23 protein-coding genes are annotated in these 22,848 nt (G+C 37.0%); 2 read left to right on the top strand and 21 right to left on the bottom strand.

Features of this window, described 5'->3' with window-relative positions; genetic code table 11:
• Positions 1 to 172 precede the first annotated feature (172 nt).
• Entirely contained in the window at positions 173 to 4,192 is a 4,020-nt protein-coding gene (locus JYB62_RS13290; RefSeq protein WP_205645914.1) for a hybrid sensor histidine kinase/response regulator transcription factor, read from the top strand.
• Between the two features lie 488 nt (positions 4,193 to 4,680).
• Positions 4,681 to 6,408: an NHL repeat-containing protein gene (locus JYB62_RS13285; protein ID WP_205645913.1), complete on the top strand. Its 1,728-nt coding sequence runs from the start codon at positions 4,681 to 4,683 to the stop codon at positions 6,406 to 6,408.
• A 506-nt stretch (positions 6,409 to 6,914) separates the two neighbouring features.
• Here the strand turns inward: JYB62_RS13285 and JYB62_RS13280 are convergent.
• The 21 genes from JYB62_RS13280 to JYB62_RS13180 form a co-directional block, all read right to left on the bottom strand.
• Positions 6,915 to 7,436: a DUF6090 family protein gene (locus JYB62_RS13280; protein WP_205645912.1), complete on the bottom strand. Its 522-nt coding sequence runs from the start codon at positions 7,434 to 7,436 to the stop codon at positions 6,915 to 6,917.
• A 7-nt stretch (positions 7,437 to 7,443) separates the two neighbouring features.
• A complete protein-coding gene (locus JYB62_RS13275) occupies positions 7,444 to 8,160 on the bottom strand; it encodes a DUF6090 family protein (protein ID WP_205645911.1) in 717 nt (238 codons plus the stop codon).
• Positions 8,157 to 8,882, bottom strand: a complete 726-nt coding sequence (locus tag JYB62_RS13270; protein WP_205645910.1) for a hypothetical protein — start codon at positions 8,880 to 8,882, stop codon at positions 8,157 to 8,159. The genes JYB62_RS13275 and JYB62_RS13270 overlap by 4 nt, the downstream gene beginning before the upstream one ends.
• Before the next feature lie 113 nt (positions 8,883 to 8,995).
• Entirely contained in the window at positions 8,996 to 10,681 is a 1,686-nt protein-coding gene (locus tag JYB62_RS13265) for a potassium channel family protein (protein ID WP_205645909.1), read from the bottom strand.
• 168 nt (positions 10,682 to 10,849) lie between these two features.
• Positions 10,850 to 11,587: a DUF6090 family protein gene (locus JYB62_RS13260; protein ID WP_205645908.1), complete on the bottom strand. Its 738-nt coding sequence runs from the start codon at positions 11,585 to 11,587 to the stop codon at positions 10,850 to 10,852.
• On the bottom strand, positions 11,580 to 12,308 hold the full coding sequence (locus JYB62_RS13255) for a DUF6090 family protein (protein ID WP_205645907.1): 729 nt from the start codon (positions 12,306 to 12,308) through the stop codon (positions 11,580 to 11,582). The genes JYB62_RS13260 and JYB62_RS13255 overlap by 8 nt, the downstream gene beginning before the upstream one ends.
• The gene (locus tag JYB62_RS13250; protein WP_205645906.1) at positions 12,305 to 13,039 is read right to left on the bottom strand and encodes a DUF6090 family protein; all 735 of its coding nucleotides are present in this window, start codon (positions 13,037 to 13,039) and stop codon (positions 12,305 to 12,307) included. The genes JYB62_RS13255 and JYB62_RS13250 overlap by 4 nt, the downstream gene beginning before the upstream one ends.
• Positions 13,036 to 13,776, bottom strand: a complete 741-nt coding sequence (locus JYB62_RS13245) for a hypothetical protein (protein ID WP_205645905.1) — start codon at positions 13,774 to 13,776, stop codon at positions 13,036 to 13,038. The genes JYB62_RS13250 and JYB62_RS13245 overlap by 4 nt, the downstream gene beginning before the upstream one ends.
• Before the next feature lie 75 nt (positions 13,777 to 13,851).
• Positions 13,852 to 14,595: a DUF6090 family protein gene (locus JYB62_RS13240; protein ID WP_205645904.1), complete on the bottom strand. Its 744-nt coding sequence runs from the start codon at positions 14,593 to 14,595 to the stop codon at positions 13,852 to 13,854.
• Positions 14,592 to 15,356, bottom strand: a complete 765-nt coding sequence (locus JYB62_RS13235) for a hypothetical protein (RefSeq protein WP_205645903.1) — start codon at positions 15,354 to 15,356, stop codon at positions 14,592 to 14,594. Before JYB62_RS13235 ends, JYB62_RS13240 begins: the two co-directional genes overlap by 4 nt.
• Before the next feature lie 5 nt (positions 15,357 to 15,361).
• A complete protein-coding gene (locus tag JYB62_RS13230) occupies positions 15,362 to 16,150 on the bottom strand; it encodes a DUF6090 family protein (protein WP_205645902.1) in 789 nt (262 codons plus the stop codon).
• Positions 16,147 to 16,905: a DUF6090 family protein gene (locus tag JYB62_RS13225; RefSeq protein ID WP_205645901.1), complete on the bottom strand. Its 759-nt coding sequence runs from the start codon at positions 16,903 to 16,905 to the stop codon at positions 16,147 to 16,149. Before JYB62_RS13225 ends, JYB62_RS13230 begins: the two co-directional genes overlap by 4 nt.
• Positions 16,902 to 17,264, bottom strand: coding sequence for a hypothetical protein (locus JYB62_RS13220; RefSeq protein ID WP_205645900.1), 363 nt, complete (start codon positions 17,262 to 17,264; stop codon positions 16,902 to 16,904). The genes JYB62_RS13225 and JYB62_RS13220 overlap by 4 nt, the downstream gene beginning before the upstream one ends.
• A 102-nt stretch (positions 17,265 to 17,366) precedes the next feature.
• A complete protein-coding gene (locus JYB62_RS13215) occupies positions 17,367 to 17,651 on the bottom strand; it encodes a DUF6090 family protein (protein ID WP_205645899.1) in 285 nt (94 codons plus the stop codon).
• Between the two features lie 4 nt (positions 17,652 to 17,655).
• A complete protein-coding gene (locus JYB62_RS13210; protein WP_205645898.1) occupies positions 17,656 to 18,444 on the bottom strand; it encodes a DUF6090 family protein in 789 nt (262 codons plus the stop codon).
• Between the two features lie 4 nt (positions 18,445 to 18,448).
• Positions 18,449 to 19,216: a DUF6090 family protein gene (locus JYB62_RS13205; protein ID WP_262897662.1), complete on the bottom strand. Its 768-nt coding sequence runs from the start codon at positions 19,214 to 19,216 to the stop codon at positions 18,449 to 18,451.
• Between the two features lie 9 nt (positions 19,217 to 19,225).
• Entirely contained in the window at positions 19,226 to 19,981 is a 756-nt protein-coding gene (locus JYB62_RS13200) for a DUF6090 family protein (RefSeq protein ID WP_205645896.1), read from the bottom strand.
• Complete coding sequence (locus tag JYB62_RS13195) at positions 19,978 to 20,709, bottom strand: DUF6090 family protein (protein ID WP_205645895.1); 732 nt, start codon at positions 20,707 to 20,709, stop codon at positions 19,978 to 19,980. Before JYB62_RS13195 ends, JYB62_RS13200 begins: the two co-directional genes overlap by 4 nt.
• A gap of 260 nt (positions 20,710 to 20,969) precedes the next feature.
• Complete coding sequence (locus JYB62_RS13190; RefSeq protein WP_205645894.1) at positions 20,970 to 21,473, bottom strand: hypothetical protein; 504 nt, start codon at positions 21,471 to 21,473, stop codon at positions 20,970 to 20,972.
• Between the two features lie 419 nt (positions 21,474 to 21,892).
• Positions 21,893 to 22,561, bottom strand: coding sequence for a hypothetical protein (locus JYB62_RS13185; RefSeq protein WP_205645893.1), 669 nt, complete (start codon positions 22,559 to 22,561; stop codon positions 21,893 to 21,895).
• Between the two features lie 92 nt (positions 22,562 to 22,653).
• A complete protein-coding gene (locus JYB62_RS13180) occupies positions 22,654 to 22,845 on the bottom strand; it encodes a hypothetical protein (protein ID WP_205645892.1) in 192 nt (63 codons plus the stop codon).
• Positions 22,846 to 22,848: the final 3 nt, after the last annotated feature.

Here is a 22,848-nt window from a genome sequence, read left to right as displayed (position 1 = left end):
CCAGCGGGATTTTTTTATTCTCACTATTCCTTTTTTTGCTATTAAAAATAATAGGGCTAAGTTGTTGATTGCTAATTGTTTTAAGTAGATGAGAAGCGCTAGGTTATTTTTTCTAATTATTTTTTTCTTAACCTCTTTTCTTACGACTGGTCAGGAGGTTAAAATCTCTCCTGTGCCTTTCATTTTTGATCCAAATCATACCAATATTATGGGAATGTGCCAGGACGATAAGGGCTTTATCTGGCTTGCGGACAACTACAATGGTTTGGTAAGATACGATGGGACGAATAAAAAGTATTTTAAGTCCAATCCAAATGACAGCAGCTCCCTTCATACCAACCGGCTGGAATGCCTATATGCAGGAAAAGGTGGGATTATCTGGATTGGGAGCTCTTTTGAGGGCTTGGATAGACTTGATCCTGCTACTGAAACTTTCACACATTACGAACATGATTCAAGCGATACCACTAGTCTTCGTGACAATCGGGTAAATGCTCTTCTGGAAGATCGCTCGGGTACCTTATGGATTGGAACAGCAAAAGGACTCGATACCTTGGACAGGAAGACCGGGCATTTTGTTCATATACAAGACGACACACCTGCTGGTCGTTCCATTACCGAGGCAACAGTAAGAAGTATCTATGAGGATCATGCCGGACGGATTTGGATTGGCGCAGGCGACCCTTTCGATCCTAATGATTATCATTCATCAGGTTTGTACCATTTTGAAAAAGAATCCGGTTTGATTACTCATTTTACACATGATCCGGAAGACCCGAAGTCACTGGTTGGAAATAGGATTCGGGCTATGTTTGAAGACAGCAAAGGTAATTTTTACGTCGGTTCAGATGGGGATGGACTCCATATCATGGACCGGGAACAAGGTACATTCCAACGATTGCCCAACGTCCCTAACAATCCACATGCATTCTCCCGTCCACCTGTCAACCCAAACGCTCGCTATGCAGTAGATCACATTAGCTTTATCAATGAAGATTCTCAAGGGTGTATTTGGATCGGAACTTATGCGGGAGGAATCAACCGCTACAATCCGAAATCGAAGACCATTGAGTTTTTTGGGATTTCGGGAATTGGACCGAATTACATGGAGAAAAATGACTTTCGGTCCTTGCTGAAAACCAAGGATAATCTTATATGGGTTTCGGGATGGGAGCCCGAGACAGAGAATCAAGTGTTGTTTCAAATCTCCACTTTTAAAAATAATTTTGAACATACCCCTATCGGAACACGAGCAATGGTCTTTGCCCAAGACCAAGAAACTGGCGTTTGGATTGGCACCGGGCAAGGCGTGTTTGGCCATGACTTGAACCAATCAAGGGATAGTTTTTTCACTTTTGTCCAAAATACATTGAGATCAGTAACAATAAATGATCTAAAATTTGACAAAGCATACAATTTATGGGTCGCCAACCGATGGGGTGGAGCGTACTTTTTCGATCGACAGACAATGACCTACAAGCTATATGGACCGGAGGAGAAGGGTAAAAACGGTCTTTCCTCTTCGTTTCAACATGTCATTTTGCCTATCGGTGAGGATACTATCTGGATAGGCACAAATCGCGGACTTGACCTGTTCAATTCAAAAAGCGGAAAATTTAAGCATTTTACCCCTAACCCAAACAATCCCAACAGTTTAAGCGCATTCGATGTGCATAGTCTCCTTCAAGATTCCAATGGAAGAGTTTGGGTAGGTACAGGTAATGGCATTAACCTCTTTCGCAAAGAATCAGCTGATTTTGAAAGATTTTTAGATAGTACAGGGGTGCGTATTATCGAAATTTTTGAAGATAGCAAAAAGCGAATTTGGGCCAGTTCCTACAGGTCAGGATTTTTTTTATTAGATCCGGAAACAGGAATTTTTAATCGGTACTACGACAATACCGGTCTAATTACAGATTTGCTTCTCATCACAGGATTAGTTGAGGATGATTCAAAATTTCTTTGGTTGTACACAGATATTGGGTTCATTCGATTGGATCCCGAAACTAATAACGCAGCCCTTTTTGGGTACAGTTGGAAAAAACCTAACGAGACTGGATTTTACTCTAAAAATGCATTTATTTCCAAGGAAAAGGAGATTTTTGTCGGAAATGCTTCAGGGTATTTTTCTTTCTATCCGGGAGAATTGGAAAAGCAATATCCCGATGAGCCTATTCCGTATTTCTCTGCTTTTTTTCTGGGTGACCGTAATATTTCATCCCAAACGGATAAAAAAATCCTTCCGAAGCATCTCAATGAAACTAATGAGATTCAATTGGCATACAATCAAAACACCTTTACCCTTGAATTTGGCATTATTGATTTCGTGACTGAGGAATCTGAGAAAAACCTCCGCTATAAGCTGGAAAACTTTGATCAAAACTGGAGAAGCGGCTCATCCTATACTGCCAATTATTATTCCATACCCCCGGGAGACTATATTTTTCATGTCCTTGCTACAAATCGATACGGAAAGCTGGGTCAGCGATCCATACCTATTACAATTAGGCCGCCATGGTTTACCCAATGGTGGGCATGGCTGGGGTATGGCTTAGTGATGTTTTTGATCCTTTACTTTATTTATAGCTTTTTGTTGAGAAGAAAACTGGCCCAAGCTGAAGTGATCCAGCTAAAGGAATTGGATCAGTTTAAAACCAGAATCTATACCAATTTGACCCATGAATTCCGAACCCCCTTAACTGTAATTTTAGGGATTTCAGACTATATATTGAGTCACCCGACGGTGGAAAACTTGAGGGATGGATTGCCTATGATCAAGCGGAATGGTGTCCAATTATTAAGGCTGGTCAATCAGATCCTGGATTTGTCCAAACTTCAATCTGGGGTTTTAACTGCAAAAATGATCCATGATGATATTTTGGAGTATTTACACTATTTGACAGAATCCTTTCACTCTTATTCAGACTCTAAGGATATCCGGATACACTTTTTTACAGACTTAGAGACCTTGCGTATGGACTTTGATCCGGAAAAAATTCAAATCATTTTTTCTAACCTCATAGGCAATGCGATCAAATTCACTCCATCCGGTGGAAACATCTACCTCAAGATGGAAAAAATCAGGGTTAAAGAAGGAGAAGATATGCTTGAATTGAGGGTTGTCGATACAGGTAAAGGAATACCCTCTGAACAATTATCGCGGATTTTTGACCGATTTTTTCAGGTGGATGACTCCGCCACCAGAACTGAGGAAGGTAGTGGAATTGGATTGGCACTTACCAAAGAACTCGTCGAACTCATGGCAGGAACTATTGAGGCTAGCAGTCAGCTTGGAAAAGGTTCAGAATTTACGCTTAGGCTACCCATCCGAAACCACGCTCCCAAAGGTTCTGCGGTTGAATTGACCCAAAATTCAAAGCCTTTTGTCAAGGATACACTAAAAGCCTCCGCAATTGGGGTGGAAGAAAATTACGATGAAAGCCTTCCACTCGCATTGCTTATCGAAGACCATGAGGATATTTTAGGTTATTTGGAACTTTGCCTCAGGGGACACTATCGAATTCAGAAAGCAAGAAATGGTCTTCAAGGAATTCACCTGGCTATTGAAATAATCCCGGATATTATCGTCTCCGACGTAATGATGCCAGAAAAGGACGGCTTTGAAGTGGTGGAAAGGTTAAAAAACGATGAACGAACCAGTCATATCCCTATCATCCTACTTACCGCTAAGGCTGACATGGACTCCCGTTTGGCCGGATTGGAAACAGGAGCCGATGCTTACCTGACCAAGCCTTTTAATAAAAATGAGTTGGAGATTAGGCTTCGTAAATTGATAGAGGTCCGACAAAAACTCATTACCCGATATGAAGGGCTGAAGACCCTACCCGGGCCAAAGACATCTTCTGAATTGAAAGAGGATGCCTTCCTTAAAAAAATCCGAGATCTCATAGAAAGTGAAATGGGAAATGAAGAATTTGGTATCTCGGAGATCTGTAAAATGCTAGGCGTCAGCCGGACCCAGCTTCATCGCAAACTGAAGGCTTTGACTAATAAATCAACCTCTCAGGTGATCCGAACCATTCGTATGCAGGAGGCCATAAGACTTTTAGAAAATTCTAGTTTAAATATTTCTGAAATTGGCTATGAAGTAGGCTACAGTAATCCCAGCCATTTTACACAGGAATTTATCAAAGAGTTTGGGCAGGCACCGAGCTTTTATAGAAAAGGGTAATCCTTTTTTCTAAACAAAAGACCAGGTTTTCCAAGGCTGATCAGAGGATTCAAATTCTTATGAATTTATTCTTTCTGTATTAAAAAACAGGCGTAATCAACTTTTTGAATGAATTGGAACAAAGTCTAAAGTTTATGAATCAATAGATAAACCAATGTTTTAGGCAGGTCTTTACATTAGCTTCTACATAAACATAGATTAGAGAATTCAAAAAGCCATTGACTTGTAGACTGTGGCTTTTTTTTATTTTGTAGTTGATCCATAGGTAATTTAGAAATGGATAAATTTTTAGCTTAAAAACCGGTTTTTCATCTTTGATCTGATTCAGCTTTTCCTTAATCTATCCTTCGTGACCAATTAAACAGTTAAGCCTAATTTTTTTGGATTTGGAACCATATCTAATGCATTTGAAACAATAGCTAAGTCCTGCTTTTTACATTCAAATTACCTTTCATTTCAAAATTTTTAACCATTAAAACTCATGATTCATGAAACGTAAAATGTCTTCCTTTTTGGCAGTTTTGGTCATTACTGCCGCAATTTCAGCATGCCAAGAATTTAATGAACTAATACCTCTAGGGGCCAATAGCAAAAAAAAATCTAATACTCTAGTTAAGGAGATTGCCACTGGCTCACCCATAAAGGGTGCCAATGGCATCAACTTTGGCCCTGATGGCAACCTTTACATCGGAGCAGTGAATTCGCAGGAAATTATCGTGATGAATAGTCAGAACGGCAAAATCTTGAATCGACTTGGACCAAATGAAGGGGTGACTACACCGGATGATTTGGCATTTGGACCGGATGGGTCTTTGTATTGGACAGATATTTTCACTGGATTTGTAAAGCGAAGGAATCCTGCTGGAGTAGTGACCGAGCAGTTTGTGGCACCTGGGGTTAACCCAATTACGTTCTCAGAGGATGGTCGTTTGTTTGTCGGGCTTTGCTTTCTGGGTGACGGCTTGTACGAGCTGGACCCCGACTTCAATGACCCACCTAGACCGATTATTGTTGCCGCCGAGGAAAACTTTTTTTTCCCTCTTGCATTTTTTAATGCATTTGATTTTGGTCCAGATGGAAAATTGTACGGACCTCAATTTGCAGGAGGGAAAGTGATCCGGGTAAACGTAGGAGGGCCAGGGACTCCTCCTTCCACCAAACCTTTTGAAGATGGAACTGCCGAAATCGTGTCAGAAGGCTTTACTGTACCCGTTGCAGCGAAGTTTGATTCAAAAGGAGTTTTGCATGTATTGGATCAATCAGGAGAGGTGTTTAAAGTAAATACCCAGACCGGAGAAAAAACACTCCTTGTCAAAATTCAACCGGATCTCGATAACCTGGCCTTCGACTCCAAGGGCTCCCTATTTATCTCAAATGCGGGTTATGGATCAATAGTAGAAATTCTACCTAGTGGACAGCCTCGCACGGTAAGTGGTGCAGGGATGATCGGGCCCATGGGCTTGGCTGTTTTGCCGGGGGCCAATAACCAAGATGCTTTGTTTGTTGCCGACTTGTTTCGATTGAGACAATTCAATGGGCTCACCGGTAAGGAGGAAATGGATTATAAGGGCGACTTGCTCGGAGATCCGGATAATAATCTGACCACTCCTTTCACTCTTTCGGCAGACGGGGAGAATCTCATCGTTTCTTCCTGGTTTTCCAATTTGGTTCAGGTTTGGAATCCACAGACTGATAAGGTACTTCAGGCTTTTGAGATACCTAGTATTCCTATCGATGCCATCCGATTCAAAGATGATATTGCTGTGTCCGCTCTGTTCGCCGGCGGCGTGGTCCGTGCAAGTGACCAGTCACCTATATTTCCGGGAGGGACTCTACTTGCACCAAGCGGATTGGCAACTGATGGAGAAACTTTATGGGCGGCCGATTTCGCTACTGGAACCATCTGGCAGCTAGGACCAGACAACATCCCAGTAGCACTTGCAACTGGATTTAAAGGCCCTGAAGGATTGGCTTGGGATAAAGAAGGCGGATTGTTGGTTGTGGAATCTGAGGCTTCTCGATTATCGCGTGTTGACTTGGCAACCGGAGTAGTAACCACGGTAGCTGACGGACTCAAACTGAGTGCTGCTCCCATTAATTTAGAAAATCTTGTGACTCCAACTTATTGGTTTGATGGGGTGGCTGTCGGCCAATCTGGAGATATTTATGTTTCGGGTGGGGGAAAAAATGTGATTTACCGCATCTCTAAATATTGAGAACAAATATATTGATTGAATTTTTTTTTTAAGCTAAAAGGGTGACCAACTCCTCCTTTTCCATTCGGAAGAGGGGGAATTTTTTTTCTACGATAATTTTCAGAAATCCTTTCTGGGTGCAAGTATTTTTTAGGATTAAAAATCCTTTTATCCTGCTTCGTCTGAATGAGGACTTAGGTAATTAAAACACAGGATGTTTCTGAAAAAGCATCCCCAACAGCATGGGCGAGCTATCTCGTCACTCTATTTTGAGCTAGGAGGTGTTGACGGATTTTTCTAAAAAATGAAATCAATGTATGTGTGGTTTGTTATTTGGTAGTTTATGCAATTTCAGCTTCAATAGCTTGAATTACTTTCTGAATTTCTTGAAGACTTGTTTTCGCCAATCGGGTATAAATCTCATTTTGTATGTACAGGAATTCAACATGGGAGTAAAACTCCTGTGATATTACCTGCTCCCAAGAATTAATAGATTGTTTGATTTTATTAAAATACTTTTTCCTTTCCTAAGAAACCAGGTCATAGCGCTCATCATATATTTCACCATTATAGACTAACCTTTTATAGGATCTCATGTAAAGGTCCATAATGGTGTATTTCAGTTCATCGTTTTCTACCAAATCAATTTTTCCTGCAAATAAAGCATTTTCAAAAACACCGACGTTTGGAAAAAAGGTGGCATTGCTCGAACTTAAATAGGAAAACAAAGAATCAATTTTATCTTTTTTATCAGGTATCGGCTTTTCAAGTAAGGGAATTAATTCTAATGATTTAAGTTCTTTTGATTCCTGAAATTTGATTATTTCTTCTAATTGCCGTTTGTCTTTTTCTAACTCGTTTTGCGTGTCAACTAAAAAGTCTGTTTGCCATTTTTTGGATTGCTTATCCACATTCCAGTTATTTACTTGAAGTGCAAGCAATATTCCGATCATAACCAAGCCAATTTCTCCAACAGCATAAACCAGATATCTTGTGACCTGATTTTTTTGAATAAGTTTCTCCCGGATTTTTCTAAAAAATAAAATCATAATATTGCTAATTTTTCAACTCATTTTCAATGAGTTGCAAGATAAGGGTGTTTAACTCCTTTACCTGATATAATTCCTTCAGGGCGTCGTTCATGTGGCTGTACCGTTCTGTAATATAGGTTTCGAATTCAGGGGCTAAAATCAGTTTTTTATAGTTAGCAGGATGCTTGCTTACGCCCATTTCTTTGTTGGCGAAACTCCGATAGGTGACTTTCGGAACATACTTCTCTATCACAAAGTCTTTGTTCATTCGGTGATTTAAACTCCATGACTCATTTTCATTCGCATCACTGACTATATCTTGCCAGCTGAACAATAGATTTACCAAGCTGTCATTTTGAATCAAATGAATATCACCAGATGAAATACCTGATCTTAATGCCCCTGATCTAGAGTCAAATGTCCAAATATAATTTGAATTTTGAAGTAGAAATCTCATGGTATCTTCAGGAATCATATCCATCTCTTTTTCCTCTAAATGCAATAATCTAAGAGAGCTTGTTGAGACTAATTCATCGTAAAAAATAACCTCATTTAATTGTGATAGATTGGATTCAAACTCCTGAACTAAGGCATTTAGAAGTAAGGATTTTCTGACATTTTCTTTTTTTTGCTCATTCCAATTATTTAGTGCAAAAGCACCCAGAATACCGATGGTGATCACCAGAATCTCCAAGATATATTCCGGCCATTTTTCTTTGAGTGTGGTAAGGATTTTTTTCATGATTCGAGTCTTTTGATTTCTTCCTCCAGATCCTGGATCATAGATACAACTGATTTCTTAAGATTTGTATAAAAGAACTCGATATACGATCTGGTACGATTACTCTGTGTTTTGATAAAATAAAGGTACTCTTGGTCTCTTTTGAGGGATTCGAAGTCGTTGGGAACCATGGTTCCTGAAAACGTATAATCCGAATTCGGATAATTATAACCTGCTTCAAACCGACCCGGCAGGATATGCCTCATCCCATACTGTACCTCGGCCAATTCCTCTGCCTCTCCCTGTAGGAAAAAATCATACTGCGAGTCATACAGCGAGATCAACTTAGTCCGAATATCCGCATTGGAAATAATGTCGAGTCCCCTGGATTTTGCAGTTTCAAAGGAGCTAGTCGAGTGAACAAAATGCATCGGAAGAAGTGTATAATTGAAGTGAAAAGCAAGCGAGTCATGGTAAGAGCCGTCATTTTCCAAGACTTCCAAGAGCAGGTCTAAAGAGCCCTTGCTTTTCCTGAGTTCACCTATATTTAAATCAATTTCAGCCTGATCGATCATCAATTCTGTCTTGCAGCCTTTCAGGATTTCAAGTTCTGCTTTTCGCCGGGTTTTGTTTTCTCCATAATTATTCAATTCAAAAGCGCCATAAATACCAATAGTAATCACAAGGATTTCCAGGATGTATTCCGGCCATTTTTCTTTGAGTGTGATAATTAATCTTTTCATATGTTTATAATTTTATGGGACATGCCGGCCCGGCTGACACCATTTGGACGGGGTATCTCGCAAAGCTGGTAATCATACCAGTGTGTGCCATTTGGAGCATGCTCGATTTCATATCAATTCAATAATTGAGATATCAATGAAACAGAGAATATGGTCAACATAAACCAGCCGATGAACCCCTGGATAATTGCGAGGTACCTGGGTAATCCCTTGAGGGGAATCTCTCCAAAACCCAAGGTGGTGAAGGTATTGATGGAGAGCATGAGTGCATTCAATACTTTAATCAACAGATCATAAGCCAGAGCTATCAAGAAAGTTCCAACCAACAGAAATGACTTCCAGGCTTTTTGGCCTGTAGGAAGATCTTCCCATGTTCCTTTCAAGATATCGAATTTACTTAGGATTTTAGCCGTTAGGCGTTTACCTGATACAGCCCATTGATAGAGCGGAAGGGCTGTAGCAGAAAAGAACCTCGGTACGGATTTTTCCGAATTGGAAATCAGAATTTTGAATTCCTCGTACCCCATTAGATCCTGTTTTTTTTCTTCGAGATATACTTCGTGGACACCAGCATTTCGCTGCAGGTATTTGATGAAGAAGCGGTAACGGTTAAGGATTCGATTTTTGCCATGGGCATCCCAGGAATTAGGAAAGAAAAGATAGATGAGGGCAAATCCTAGTATCACATAGATAGAAAACAAAATGGCTTTGGATGGACGTGTACCATAATCACTGAAAATTTTTAAAAATCGATTGAGAGAAAAAACCAGCCAGTTTTCAAAAGAACGATCTTTTTTATAAAGGTATTGGGAATAAGCAGTTTGCTTATCTCGCATCTCCACGTAGCAATCATTATAGCTATCCATTTCCGATCTGGATTTATAGACCGCCAATAGTTTTGCGTATTGAGCTATTACATGATCGTAGTCTGTTTTGGAAGAAAAGTCCTCAGCTTTGTTCGCGAAAAAATAAGTCTGATCCGGTAGGTTTTGAACACCGATTTTATGACTGATTTGACGGAATGGGAGATAAGTGTTTTCAGTTGGAAGTTTGCTACCATCCAGGTTGATAAATGAAATGTTGGAAGCTTTTACTTCTAGCGTATTGTCAATTTGAAGGCGACTTAATAATAGATCAGATTTGAAGGTGCTTTGGTCAATGCTCACCGTGTTATACTTGCTGGTTTCATTGAAGCTGACTATGTCTTCAAAGGTTGAATTTTTGATATAAACATTTGGGACACCTTGGTCACTGGAAAGCTCAAATGACTTATGAAATTGACAGTTATAAAAGAGGATATCCAGTGGCTCCTGAGGATTGTTGTTTCTAAATTCATCCTTGAATTCACAATCATAATAACCCAAATAAAAAAGCGTATTGATGATACGAACTTGGTGTTCATTTTCAAAGACGCAATTTTTAAAGGAAAGCCTACCATTCATTATTCTATAAAAATCTACTCGCTCTTTGAAGTGTAAATTCTTCAATGCAAAATCACTGTAGAGCGACTGATCATCCCTAAATTGAATGTCCCAGATAATGAGCCTTTTGTTTATAGTCAGCCTTGGTATTGTATCAGCCGGATCATTGGCCACGGATTCTGAAAAGGAAATGAAATCTTTGTCCTTTATAGGGTCGATCAAAATTTTAAGATTTTCCTGCCTGTAAATTTCATCCGGCCAATTATTCACTTCTTCAACCCAATCGGTGAGAGAAGGAATGGTTCTTCTTTGTGCACCTTCCTGACAAAATGCAGTTTGGCTTAAAAAAAGTAGAAGGATAATAACAAACTTCTTCAATATGATGAGGCTGGTGATGGCTGATAAAAACTTCCAAGAAGATAAGGAAATTATTGGAAATCATGCACTTGGCTTTCCTTCAAAAAAGACAATTTTAACTTTTGATGGAAGAAGATTATTTCAGTTCAGGCCAACTATAAAGCAAGAAACAAATCATAAATTATTCCTCTAACTGTTTGTCTCTTCAATCAATTGTTCCAATGTTTTTTTGGCAGTATCTAACCATTTCTTAGTTAATTTGTACATGTACAATTTATCATCGATCAGGTTTTCGAATCTAACATCTGATAGCAAACCGCTATTACTTTTCCCTAATGTTGAAGATTTGTAATTAAAATCAGAATGGGTGGTATCGATATTCCTTAAGGACCCAAACTCTTTGACGTATGAGATGATTTCCTCTCCTGTCTCCTCTGATCTCAACTGTACTTCCAACATTTCATTTTGTTGTCTTGACCATTGATATAGTAAAAGTTTTAACCGTTCGTTTTTTAGGTTGGTAATACTTCCAGAACTGGTTAAACTATTTAGAATATATTGACTTGGCTTCCAATTTGGAGATTGGAGGCCGGAAGCTATCCACCTATCGACTGAGTCCCTCAAATAGGGAGATGGATCCTTCGAGAAAGAATCAAATAATTTTTCTAAGGAATATATTACCTCTTCTACTTCTATTGTGATAGAATCCAAGTCTTTCAGATTGTCTTTAAATTCAACCTGAAGATTTGTCAATAATTGAATTTCTTTTTCTGCATCTTTTCTATTTTCATTCCAGTTGTTGACTTGGAGCGCAATCAAAATCCCGATTACAACCAAAAGTATTTCACCCAAAGCATAGACCAAATATCGGGTAACACGATTTTGTTGGAGAAGTTTTTGTCGGATTTTTCGGAAAATACTAATCATGGGCTTCTTGCTTAATTAATGCCAATGACTCTTCTAAGTCTTGATCGAGCTTTTTCAATAAAATAAGAAATTGATAATTCATCGAATTTGTAGTTGCTACTAAATTGACAAACTTTTCCTCATTTATAATTAGTTGTACATCCTCCTTGTTGATGGTTTCTTTTTTCAGAAACTGATTATAAACCACCATCATTTTCTTTTCGATAAAGTAGGGGAGAACTTGATTATTCCAGAAATTCTTTAATAAATCCTCTAGATCTCCCATCATCAAGTAATCCTGAAGCGATTCACGTAGTTTTTCATTCAGGCTCTGCCTGCCTAGAATAGTTCTTTCGGAGCTTAATTCCTGCTCTGTAATAGTAAAGTTTAACGTGGCGGATGCATAGGTCGTTAAAAAGAAAATTTGAGTTGGATCCTTTTCCAAGGAATCACTGGTCAACTCTCCATATAAGAAAAGGTCTGAAATTCCTAAAATTCGCTCGTTGAAAGAAATTATTTTATCCAGATTTGAACGGGCTTCATTGATTTCTTCTTCAAGGCTATGGAGGGTTTGGTCGGAGATTTTTTCCTGTTTTCTACCCTCATTCCAGTTATTCACTTGCAAAGCGATTAAAATCCCGACTACGACAAGCAGTATCTCACCCAAAGCATAAATCAGGTATCGCGTAACACGGTTCTGCGAAAGGAACTTTAGACGGATTTTGCGGAAAAAGGAGATCATTGATTCTGATTTTTAATGAGAATTTTCAGGTCTGATAATTCTTTTAGAGCAGTTTCCATTCTAAGGATAGCCCCTTGTCGATTATCTTGAAATAGTTTAAAAAGAACGATGTGGCTTGGGTTTTCAAAAAAATCTTTCGGGTTTCGTGGCTCTAGGTAGTCCTCATAATCAAAGTCATTGAATTCGCTTTTTACCACAGGGACCCAATCCACATTGAAGGAATTTTCTACATCCAAGATCGACTGATAGACCCTAAACAATGTTTCGTCATAGTAATTAATCAAATTAACCTGGAGCTTCTTGTCGGATAATAGGTCTATTCCTTTTGACTTTAATACTTCAAATCCACTTGATTGCGATTTAAAGCGTTCAAATCGAACTACTTTACCCATCCATCTATTCAATTGCTCATCATAAATTCCGAGTTCAACTTGATTTAAAATGGAGTCCGTGATTTGGTTCGCTAGTACAGCCTTCTGAAGTTCTATTGCAATCAAGACTGAATCCCTAGAAAGGTTTTGATCAATTAAAGAAAGAATATCCCTTTCAAATATCTGAGCTTTACGATTTTCATTCCAATTATTTACCTGAAGGGCCAAAAGAATTCCGATCATGACTAAGGCTATCTCACCAATCGCATAGGTCAGGTATTTAGTGATCCTGTTTCCTGCCTTGCCAGCGGGCAGGTTGAAAAGGAGTTTTTGGCGGATTTTTCGAAAAAATAAGATCATTTTAGTTTGATTATTTCTGCTTCAATCAGGCTTCTTAAGTTTCCTACTTGTTTTTGAATTCCCTTGTTGAAAAAAGCTACTGCCCTCCAGTTTACACCTACTCTTGATAATTTATTTTGGTATTCTGGATCATTTGCCATTTTTTCAAAGTCATAAAAAAAAGAAATACTCAATGTCTGTGGATTAGTTTCTGATCGGATGTATTTGTCATAATAAATGAGATTGTTTTGAATTGATTGCCCTGCATTTCCCAATATTAATTCGGTCGATTCTAGTAGGCTGATAAAGGCGTTCAGTTGGTTTCTGACCTCTAAGTTGTAAATCAAGTCAAGCTTCCCATTACTTTTCATTTCATCGTAGGTAGCCATTGGCAAGGCTGGATAAGTAAATCGGTAAAATTGTCGAATGGCAAGGTCAAATTTTTCTTCTTCTCCTTTTGGAATGCTTTTCTGATCAAAGCAGAAAAGTGCGAAATTTATAAGCTCCATAGACTCAGTTGCATCTGAAATAGAATTTTGAGTACGAGTTTCTATCAACTCGAAATCCTCCAGAAGTCGTTGGTGAAGTTGTAGAGAGACTTTCTTATTAATCCGTTCCTGATTCCATTCGTTAATCTGTAAGGCAATGAGAATTCCAATCACCACTAGAAAGATTTCACCTACAGCATATGCTAGGTATCTGGTCACTCTATTTTGAGCTAGGAGTTTTTGACGGATTTTGCGGAAAAAGGAGATCATCTTAATTTCTTTAGTCAGATTTTTAAAACTTTTCCAGTTCTTCAATAATTAGAATCACAGCCATACCTATACTATTTAGTTTTGACTTTCTTCAGAAAAGTATTTCTTAAGAATCTGAGTTGTCCTTTCTTGTGCTTGAATCAAATATGGCAATATGATTCTATAATAGTTCTTTTTGGAAGTACCCCAAGAGTTCAGTCGGACTCCAATTGTTTCAAAATTAGTTGCCTTCCATATTGCATCGGTGACTGGTCCATTTTGTAATAATTGAATATCGACCGGAATTGGTAGTTTAAAAGCCTCGATATTACTGAAATAAAGATCAAGATATTTTTCTGAATCGCGCTCAACAATAACTTGAAATGAATTTAGTTTAAATAGATCTTCTTGGAGGTCTAAACTTATAAGCTCAAGCCTTCCGGAGTTGGCAAATGAACGATAAGTGTTATTATTGAACCCACTAAATGGGGTAATAAAAGGCTCTATTTTAGTATTTATTAAGCCTATCAAAGCATTTTTATCAGTCCCTATTTCATTGATAAGGCTTTTAAACTGCGCTAATTGCTCACTTTCCAATTGAAGTTTTTGAATAGTGGCTTTTAGATAGGAAGTGTCTGCTTGGAGATCTTTCTTTAGGGAACTTCGAAAGATCTCACGTATTTTATTATTCTTTCTTTCTTCATTCCAGTTATTTACCTGCAATGCAATGAGAATTCCAATCACCACGAGAAGGATTTCTCCTACAGCATATGCAAGGTATCTGGTCACTCTATTTTGAGTTAGGAGTTTTTGGCGGATTTTTCGAAAAAGTGAGATCATTGCTCAAGGTGATTTTTTATTTTGTTTGATAAAGTCAGGTTAGATTCTTTATAGGTTTTTAGATTTAAAAAAACCAATTCACTTTGATGCAAGAGATCCACGAGGAAGTTCAAAACCTCAGGTTCTTTGATAAATTCTTTAAAATCGGTTTTAAAATTATCATCAATATCCAATCGGAAATTAGGGATGGATTGATAATTGGCACTTGGTTCAAGTTTATCAAGAGGATAAAATTGGGGGGTACTGTTAAAATTAAACGAGCTGGCTTTTTGTTGATAAATCTCCAAAGACCACTCTAAGTATTGTATGGAATAATAGGTAATGATTTCTTCAGATAGTTTTTTGTCCTCAATTCCCTGGAGAAGACCGCTTCCGTAAAGTGTTTGGTAGCTAGTATTATATTTGAAAAATTTTCGGAATTCAAAAGTGTTCAGGAAATATTGGCCTAACTCTTTATTGGTATTAATTTCCTTTCCTTGGTAGTTTAAAAGGACCTTTTGAATGCCATCTGTAATCTCCCCATAAAAGTCAATCAGAAAGTCTATCCGTTCAGCTTCCAATTTCAAGTCAGCTTGAACACCGATTAAAAGCTGCTCCGTTTCTTTTTTTTCTTCAGCCAATTCTTTTTGAATATTTAATTGCAGCGCAATCAAAATTCCGATGACCACTAGTAATATTTCCCCCAATGCATAGGCCAAGTACCGGGTAAGCCGGTTTTGTTGAAAAAGTTTCTGTCGGATTTTTCTAAAAAATGAAATCATTTTTATCAATTAATTATTTGACCCTCAATTAATTCTAAAATTTTGAGAATTTTGTCTCTAAGGGTTTCAGACTCCCAATTGACTCCAATATTTATCAATACTGCATTCGATAATATGCCTTCAATTTTTATATCATTTAAGATTTCCATTACTGATGGAGATCTTTTAGAATTGCTCAGGGATATTTCCTTACTATTATTTATATCCATGAGGTATTTTAAATTTTTAGGATTGTCATAGAAATACAGGTTCAAGTCCCTAGAAAGACCAATTTCTATCAAGTAAGGGGAAGTGAAATTATTGTAAATTTTCACCCACTCTTCTTCCTGTTCTTTTAACTCAGTGACATAGGTCGGCCAATTTGCCAGTATCCTGCGTAATTGCTCATTCCTGATCAATTGGATTTTTTCGGACTGCAGGATATCATTTTGAATGGGATCAAATGTTGGAGCCATGACGATAGGACTCATTTTTTGGAAAAGAGTATCCTTGCTTACCTCCATTTTTGAATCGATATAATGTAATACCTCCGTTGCATTGGATATAATATTATCTCTTAGAGCAATCTTGAGATCAATCTGTTCAAGATTTGACTCAAACTCTTCCTTGAGTTGTTTCAAAACTGCTTGCTCCTGGATTCGCTCCAGACGATTAGTATTCCAGGTATTGATCTGAAGGGCGATTAAAATTCCTATGGTCACCAAAATAATCTCACCCAACGCATAAATCAGATAGCGGGTGACCTTACTTTCTCTTAGGAGTTTTTGTCGGATTTTGCGAAAGAATGAGATCATTGTTCTGGGAGAAGGACTTGGTTTGTCTCGGAAATAATTTTATCAGTAATTTCCTCAAGAATATACAATGACTGCAGGTAATTTACTATTCCCCAAGCATAGTTGTCCAATTGATTCTCAAATTCTAAATCTAGAAATAACTTATAGGGCTCTGACTTAAACTTTGATTTTTCTTCCCATTTCAAAAACCCATACCGATCAATATTCTTCAATGATGTTTTTTTCATCAAGTAAGGGATCAATAAAAATTGAGAGGTCTCATCCAAAGTATTATAGTTTTCTACCTTTTGCAGGGTTTCAGTCCCCCATTCAAAAATCAATTTCCTCATGGTTTCCGAAGAAATTAGATCAAGATTACCTGAAGAAATCAAATCCTCAATGACAGATTGGGAAGGGTTATAACTTCTGAAATCTATACTTCTCTCAATAAGACTATCCAAATTGTAGTTTTTGAGAACCGATTCAGGCTCATTAAAAAGCTTCATTAGATCTCTTGTAGTTCCTAAAATAGCTTCATGATGCTGAATGATAACTTGCAACTTTTCTCTGTTGTTAAGAAACTCCAATTGAAGACTTTCTAGTATTGATTTTTCCTTTTTTTGATTCAACCTTTGTTCATTCCAGGTATTGATCTGAAGGGCGATTAAAATCCCGATAGTCACTAAAAGAATCTCCCCTATCGCATAAGTGAGATATCTGGTCAATCTATTTTGAGCAAGTAGTTTTTGTCGGATTTTTCGAAAAAATGAGATCATGGCCAGTTATTTAATTCCTTTTCAAGTTGCAAAAGAACATTTTCAATACTCTGTTCGACTTTATATCCGTAATCTAATGCAACGTTTACACGAGAAATTCTCATATAGATCAGACTTCCATATTGATTATTCTCTTCCAAAATCTCAATATTTTTATCTAATTCTGAAGATGTCATTAGGTCAGAACTGATATGGCTTAAATTCAAAATATCCGAAAGAAAAGGGATGAATTGTTCGTAGGTAAATTTGCCTTCTCGTTCCTCCACTGAGATGTACCTATTTTTCTCCTGAATATAGGTCCCCAAAAGCAACCTAATAGAATCTGATCGGATAAGTTCGAGACTTCCGGAAGAGGACAAGTCATCTAAAATCGGATGGGCAGTTGAATAAAACCTTGTTGATAGTAGGGAGTAAACAAAGGGTTTGATAGAATCTATTGGAAGGTTTAATGCATCTCCGGTCTAATGGTTGTCCTGAAGAGCCTTCGCTGCTCGGAGATATGTCTTTCGGGCATTCAGGTCTGTATCTAATTCTTTAGCTGCTGCTTCAAATTCCTGATATAAACCTTGAAGTATTTGCTTTTCACGTTTTAGACTAATCCTTTCTTGGTTCCAGTTATTGACTTGAAGCGCTATCAGAATTCCAAGCACTACCAAAAAAATCTCTCCTAAAGCATAGAAGATGTACTGGGTTATTCTATTCTGACTGAGTAGTTTTTGTCGGATTTTTCGAAAAAATGAGATCATGATATTATTCTAAAACTAGTTCATTATTTAATGTTTGGATGATTTCTTCAATTTGTGATTTAGTATTTTGAAGCACATCCATATCGTATCTGTAATTAATTTCTAGGAGGAAGATATTGTTAAGGAAAATTTTACTTTTTAAGAGTTTGCGAACCTCCGATTCCATTTCTTTTTGATGGTTCTCGATATATGTTGAATCAAATAACAACTCTGATTTTGGAACATTAGAATTAGGTAGGTCATAATATTTACCCCAATTGACATACCGCTCATAATCCTGAAGGAATACATTAAAATCGTACCTCAGATGCTCTTGAAATGCTTGAATTTCTATATAGGTTTTTCTCAAAGTCATTAATTCCAATTTGAGTTCGTCATTTTGAATCAAACTGAAGTTTCCCGAACTCTTCATTTCCTCATAGGTATTGTCATTAGGTCGAAATTCTTCAACATATATCAGATTCAGCATATCTGTGGAAAAATCGTAAAGCGATCCTACCGAATCACGATCTGCTCTTTTTTTAACTTTACTGGCAGCGGTTACTTTTCCTTTAGAAATATCAATCAAATAGTTTAACCTGTCCAGATCGGCATAGAGATCATTTTTAAGGTTTAAAAAATACTTCAGCTCTATATTTCGCTGTTTTCTTCCCTCATTCCAATTGTTTACCTGTAAAGCAATCAAAATCCCGATTACGACAAGCATTATCTCACCCAAAGCATAAATCAGGTATCGGGTGAAGCTGTTTTGCTGGAGAAGTTTTTGGCGGATTTTCCTAAAAAATGAGATCATAGGCCTATTTTAAATAGTCATTTAAGCTTTGAATCATTTGCTCAATATCCCGCTCGGCATCCAAGTAATATCTATTAAGCGTATTGTATCTTATAAAATGAAGCTTTAGACTTTGATTGAATTCTGTGTCTGTAGCTAAAGTCTTAGCATTGATGGATGTAAGTATATTTTTATCAAGATTTTCTTGCGATAAAAGCTCCGTTAAATTTTTACAAGTGTCACAAGATGTGCTTTGCTTGAATTTTTGGGAGATTAAAATATTTTGAATTTCATCTCTGTTTTTAGCAATAATGCTTTCCAGATTAACAATTCTCATCAAGCTCATTTCATAAAAATTAGTGATTTGAATTCTCAGTGCATCATCTTGAATTAAATCAATGCCTGTATTTTTTATGGATTCGTAGGACGAAATCTTTGCGAAAAGTGACCCTCTTTTAAATAAAAACCAGAAATCAATACTGATGTCAGTTGGTGGTTCTTCTTTTAAATAGAGGGAGGTATAGATAGAATCGGAAATTGCTAAATGTTCTGAGGCAATAACTATATCAGATTTCAGGTCTTCTAAAGTTGCCGATAAGTCGTCTTTAAGTTCCCTCAATAACTTTTGTTCAGTGGCTTTATTTTTTTGACTCTCATTCCAGTTATTCACCTGAAGTGCAATTAATATTCCCATCACCACCAAGAATATTTCTCCAATCGCATAGACTAAATATCGGGTTACCTTATTTTGGGAAAGGAGTTTCTGGCGGATTTTTCTGAAAAATGAAATCATGGGAGCAGGTTAAGGGTTTTCAATTTTTTCCAGGTTTAATTGGATCGAATCTCGAAATGCGGAAACATACGTTTTATACCTCTTAAACATCCCCAAAATACTATTCCAGGCAACTGATTGCCGGGAAACCTTATTGATCAGGACAGAATCTCCAGCCATGGAATTAAAATCATAAGAAGGGATGACTTTGCTGGAATCCGTTCCTGGATTTAGAAGGGTATATCGAACATACCGCTGAAACTCACTGGTTTTCATGATTTCAGCATCATGGTAAGCTTTGTTTACTTCGATTATGAAATTTCGATACCCTGAAAGACTAGAAAAGGCATCTCTAATCTTGCTACTTGGAATCAGATTGAGTTCTCCTGCGCTGATCATCTCTTCGTAAGTAGAAAAGGGTGTCATAGTCATGTAATACTGGTGATATTGACCTAGGTAGGTTTCAAAGTTTATTCTACTAGAATCATGTAGGTTTTTAGACTCCAGTGAGTTTTTCACCAAGATTGAATTCCTCAAGTTTTTTTCATTTCCACGGATAGAATTATCTGTGTCCTCCAGAATTACCTCAAAGTCTTCAAGGAATCGTTTTTGATAGGTATTCCATCTGTTTGCTGCTTTGCGCTGTTCATTCCAGTTGTTGACTTGAAGTGCAATTAGAATACCTATAACCACCAATAGGATTTCTCCTATCGCATAAACGAGGTATCTGGTTACCCGATTTTGGGAAAGGAGTTTTTGGCGGATTTTTCTAAAAAAAGAGATCATCGATGGTTTAGATATGAGTTGATAGCTTTCTTTAAATTTTCATTTTTTTCGGCGACTCTTTCAACATTGGTTCTCATTATTCTCAATTTCACTCCCGATTCGAATAAAATCTGCCTGAGTTCTTCATTTTTGAACTCTTCATAAAACCTTTCATCGTTTACCAAATCAAATTTCGCGCGGTCGGTGTTTAATTGCTCTCCATAATTCAGTAGTTGTTTTTCTGCCATAAAGGGCCTCACTACACCCTCAATAATATCATTATGTTTGAGAATGGTGTTTTCCAACCATTCTATTGTCAAGTAATGATCCAAGAGCATTTTCTTTATCTCTTGGTCTTTTACTTCATTTGGAAGGTTGGGATTGTTTTTTTTGATAATCAAAATATTAGGCTCTGAAGCTCGAATCAAATCAAGGTTTCCAATGGATTGTGCAGGAATTTTATTTTCTGAAAGAAGAATCAAATCCCTTTGTACTGCAAGTATTTTATCTGTTCTTGATGTGATGCTGTCCAAGCTTAAGGAATCTGTTTTAATATTTTCCAATGCATATATTAATAGTTCCCGCTCTCTTGCATCCTCTTTTCTACTTTCATTCCAGTTATTTACTTGTAGGGCGATCAAAATTCCAATGACAACCAAAAAAATTTCACCTATGGCATAGGCTAAATAGCGAGTGACCTTGTTTTGAGTTAGGAGTTTTTGGCGGATTTTCCGGAATATAGTGAGCATTGGAAATTCAAATAAAACTGAAAAAGAATCAATAAGATACATTAATTCTATGATCTGAAAAAAAGTGAAATGATTGAATTGTAATCGCTGGGTTTTGAGTTTTGTCAGGCCATTCTAAAACATGAATGGCCCTAAAAAAAGTTTTAAAAACAGGAAAATTACTCGTAATCCTCTAAAAAAAGTTCTATTAAATTAAATTCAGGATAGCTGAAAATTTGCTAGATAAAAAAACCGGGAAAGATTAAATTCCTCATTCGGTTTTAAAAGGCTTTTCCTATCCTAAAATTGATTCCTGGGAGAAATTGCTCGTCTTCAAATATATATTGAGGCCCTACGTCAAAACTAAGCATGAAATTATTTTTAGTTAATCGGTTAATGCCGATTGGTAAATAACCATACATTCCTTGGGCAAAAAATCCCCATCCCACAACTACACCGGTATGGAAATTCACTTTTTCGGGCCTTATGGAAGGGAGATAAAATTTTGGGCCTACTGAAAGGCCAATAAGACCGATAGCGACTTCTGCGCCTACCTTTTGTGAAAATAAGCGTTCATAAGTAAAAGCAAGGAATGGATCTGTAATTCCTGCCTTTATACTCATAATATTTTTTACTTCATCTGATTCTCCAGGAGTTTTTACTGAGGTATTTTCTTTGGGCTTGGAGTAGGTATCCGGCTTTTGCGAAGTTGCATAAATGTCATTTTGGGCATTGACCTTAAGCGACAAGAAAAGGACTAAGGTTAGGGCATAAATTGTCTTCATGTTTTGTATAAATTAGCAGGAAGCAATATCGAAAATTAAAGACTATGAAATTGAAAATCTAAAAAATTAATATTGTGATTTGATGATTTATAGGATTAATTATAGAATTAAGCAAAAAAATTATAAATATTTATCCTGATTTTGTATACAGGTTGATTCCCGTAATTTCCTGTTCAAATATTTTGATAAACTTTCGATTGAACCAATCAAGTTTTAAATGAAACCCCAAAGATCATAGGGGTTTATTGAAATAAGGAGTTCCAATTTTTCTTTAGATTCCTAAGGATTGCTGGCTAAATTCCTAAGTGAAAAGGCAATCAAAAACCCAATGGCAACCAAAAGAATTTCTTCAACGGCGTATAGCAAATACTGTTAGGAGTTTACTTAAAGAATGAGTTTTTGATGAAGGTAGTGAAGCATTATTTTATGTTTCTATTGTTAATCAGCTTTTGAATAGCTTGTAGCATTTCTAATTCTCTTCTTGCTGAGCTTCTCGGAGAAGTCATTCTTCCTCTGTTGCTTTGCAACTTTGCAAGCAATGCATCATTGGTTCTAATCTTGTTTATGTCACAAGCAAATTCCGAATCTTGAATTTCAAGACTCCAAGTTCTTTTTAGTTCTATTGGATAATCATCCACCAAGACATTTGCTTCAAAAATGGTTTGATTTAAACGTTCTCTGTTTCTTATGGACAAGTTTCTGAACTCCACCAGCATATTTCTTAGCTCAATATCTGTTAAAAGTGAGATTTTTCCTGTTGCTACTATTTCTTCAAGCGTCGAAATGGTATGAGGATCCCAACGGATAATATGAGAAAATACTATGCTTCTACATTCCTCATCAGATAAAGAAGCTGGGAGATTGGAATAGATTTTATCTAAAGCTTGAGCAATAAGTGTGATTGTGGTAGAATATTCTAATCTTATTTCTTCCCTGCTTTTCATTGCAAGTAAGATTTCAGTAGATAAATCTTCAATTATCCGCTCTTCCTCTATTTTTGCAAGTCTTCCGTTATTAAAGTTGTTTACTTGAAGCGCAATCAAAATTCCAATCACAACTAGAAAAATTTCTCCAAAAGCATAAGCCAAATAGCGGGTGAACTTGTTTTCCTGAATGAGTTTTTGTCGGATTCTTCGAAAGAGTGATATAATAACTTGTTTTTAACCAAAAAAACTGCTGTTTACCCTAACTTTCCATCTTCATCAATATCTTTTCCAATATGTTTTTCCAGTAGATGCAATGTTTTTATTAAAAGTTTTCTAGTCTTTTCAAGCTCTTCCTCTAAATAAAGTACACGTTGTTCGATAGAAACTGCCTTCTCCTTTTGTTCCTCTATTTCACTCTGCTGAATTAAATCCCAAAACATTCCCATGAT

The sequence above is a fragment of the Algoriphagus lutimaris genome, assembly GCF_017051705.1.
Taxonomy (GTDB): Bacteria; Bacteroidota; Bacteroidia; order Cytophagales; family Cyclobacteriaceae; genus Algoriphagus; species Algoriphagus lutimaris.
Note: the sequence above shows the minus strand (reverse complement) of the source record. Positions and strands in the feature narration are given on the sequence as shown.

Excerpts from the sequence above, each read along its gene's own strand:
- JYB62_RS13285 (WP_205645913.1), top strand. The coding sequence starts at position 4,681 with ATGAAACGTAAAATGTCTTCCTTTTTGGCAGTTTTGGTCATTACTGCC.
- JYB62_RS13280 (WP_205645912.1), bottom strand. The coding sequence starts at position 7,436 with ATGATTTTATTTTTTAGAAAAATCCGGGAGAAACTTATTCAAAAAAAT.
- JYB62_RS13275 (WP_205645911.1), bottom strand. The coding sequence starts at position 8,160 with ATGAAAAAAATCCTTACCACACTCAAAGAAAAATGGCCGGAATATATC.
- JYB62_RS13270 (WP_205645910.1), bottom strand. The coding sequence starts at position 8,882 with ATGAAAAGATTAATTATCACACTCAAAGAAAAATGGCCGGAATACATC.
- JYB62_RS13260 (WP_205645908.1), bottom strand. The coding sequence starts at position 11,587 with ATGATTAGTATTTTCCGAAAAATCCGACAAAAACTTCTCCAACAAAAT.
- JYB62_RS13255 (WP_205645907.1), bottom strand. The coding sequence starts at position 12,308 with ATGATCTCCTTTTTCCGCAAAATCCGTCTAAAGTTCCTTTCGCAGAAC.
- JYB62_RS13250 (WP_205645906.1), bottom strand. The coding sequence starts at position 13,039 with ATGATCTTATTTTTTCGAAAAATCCGCCAAAAACTCCTTTTCAACCTG.
- JYB62_RS13245 (WP_205645905.1), bottom strand. The coding sequence starts at position 13,776 with ATGATCTCCTTTTTCCGCAAAATCCGTCAAAAACTCCTAGCTCAAAAT.
- JYB62_RS13240 (WP_205645904.1), bottom strand. The coding sequence starts at position 14,595 with ATGATCTCACTTTTTCGAAAAATCCGCCAAAAACTCCTAACTCAAAAT.
- JYB62_RS13235 (WP_205645903.1), bottom strand. The coding sequence starts at position 15,356 with ATGATTTCATTTTTTAGAAAAATCCGACAGAAACTTTTTCAACAAAAC.
- JYB62_RS13230 (WP_205645902.1), bottom strand. The coding sequence starts at position 16,150 with ATGATCTCATTCTTTCGCAAAATCCGACAAAAACTCCTAAGAGAAAGT.
- JYB62_RS13225 (WP_205645901.1), bottom strand. The coding sequence starts at position 16,905 with ATGATCTCATTTTTTCGAAAAATCCGACAAAAACTACTTGCTCAAAAT.
- JYB62_RS13215 (WP_205645899.1), bottom strand. The coding sequence starts at position 17,651 with ATGATCTCATTTTTTCGAAAAATCCGACAAAAACTACTCAGTCAGAAT.
- JYB62_RS13210 (WP_205645898.1), bottom strand. The coding sequence starts at position 18,444 with ATGATCTCATTTTTTAGGAAAATCCGCCAAAAACTTCTCCAGCAAAAC.
- JYB62_RS13205 (WP_262897662.1), bottom strand. The coding sequence starts at position 19,216 with ATGATTTCATTTTTCAGAAAAATCCGCCAGAAACTCCTTTCCCAAAAT.
- JYB62_RS13200 (WP_205645896.1), bottom strand. The coding sequence starts at position 19,981 with ATGATCTCTTTTTTTAGAAAAATCCGCCAAAAACTCCTTTCCCAAAAT.
- JYB62_RS13195 (WP_205645895.1), bottom strand. The coding sequence starts at position 20,709 with ATGCTCACTATATTCCGGAAAATCCGCCAAAAACTCCTAACTCAAAAC.
- JYB62_RS13190 (WP_205645894.1), bottom strand. The coding sequence starts at position 21,473 with ATGAAGACAATTTATGCCCTAACCTTAGTCCTTTTCTTGTCGCTTAAG.
- JYB62_RS13180 (WP_205645892.1), bottom strand. The coding sequence starts at position 22,845 with ATGGGAATGTTTTGGGATTTAATTCAGCAGAGTGAAATAGAGGAACAA.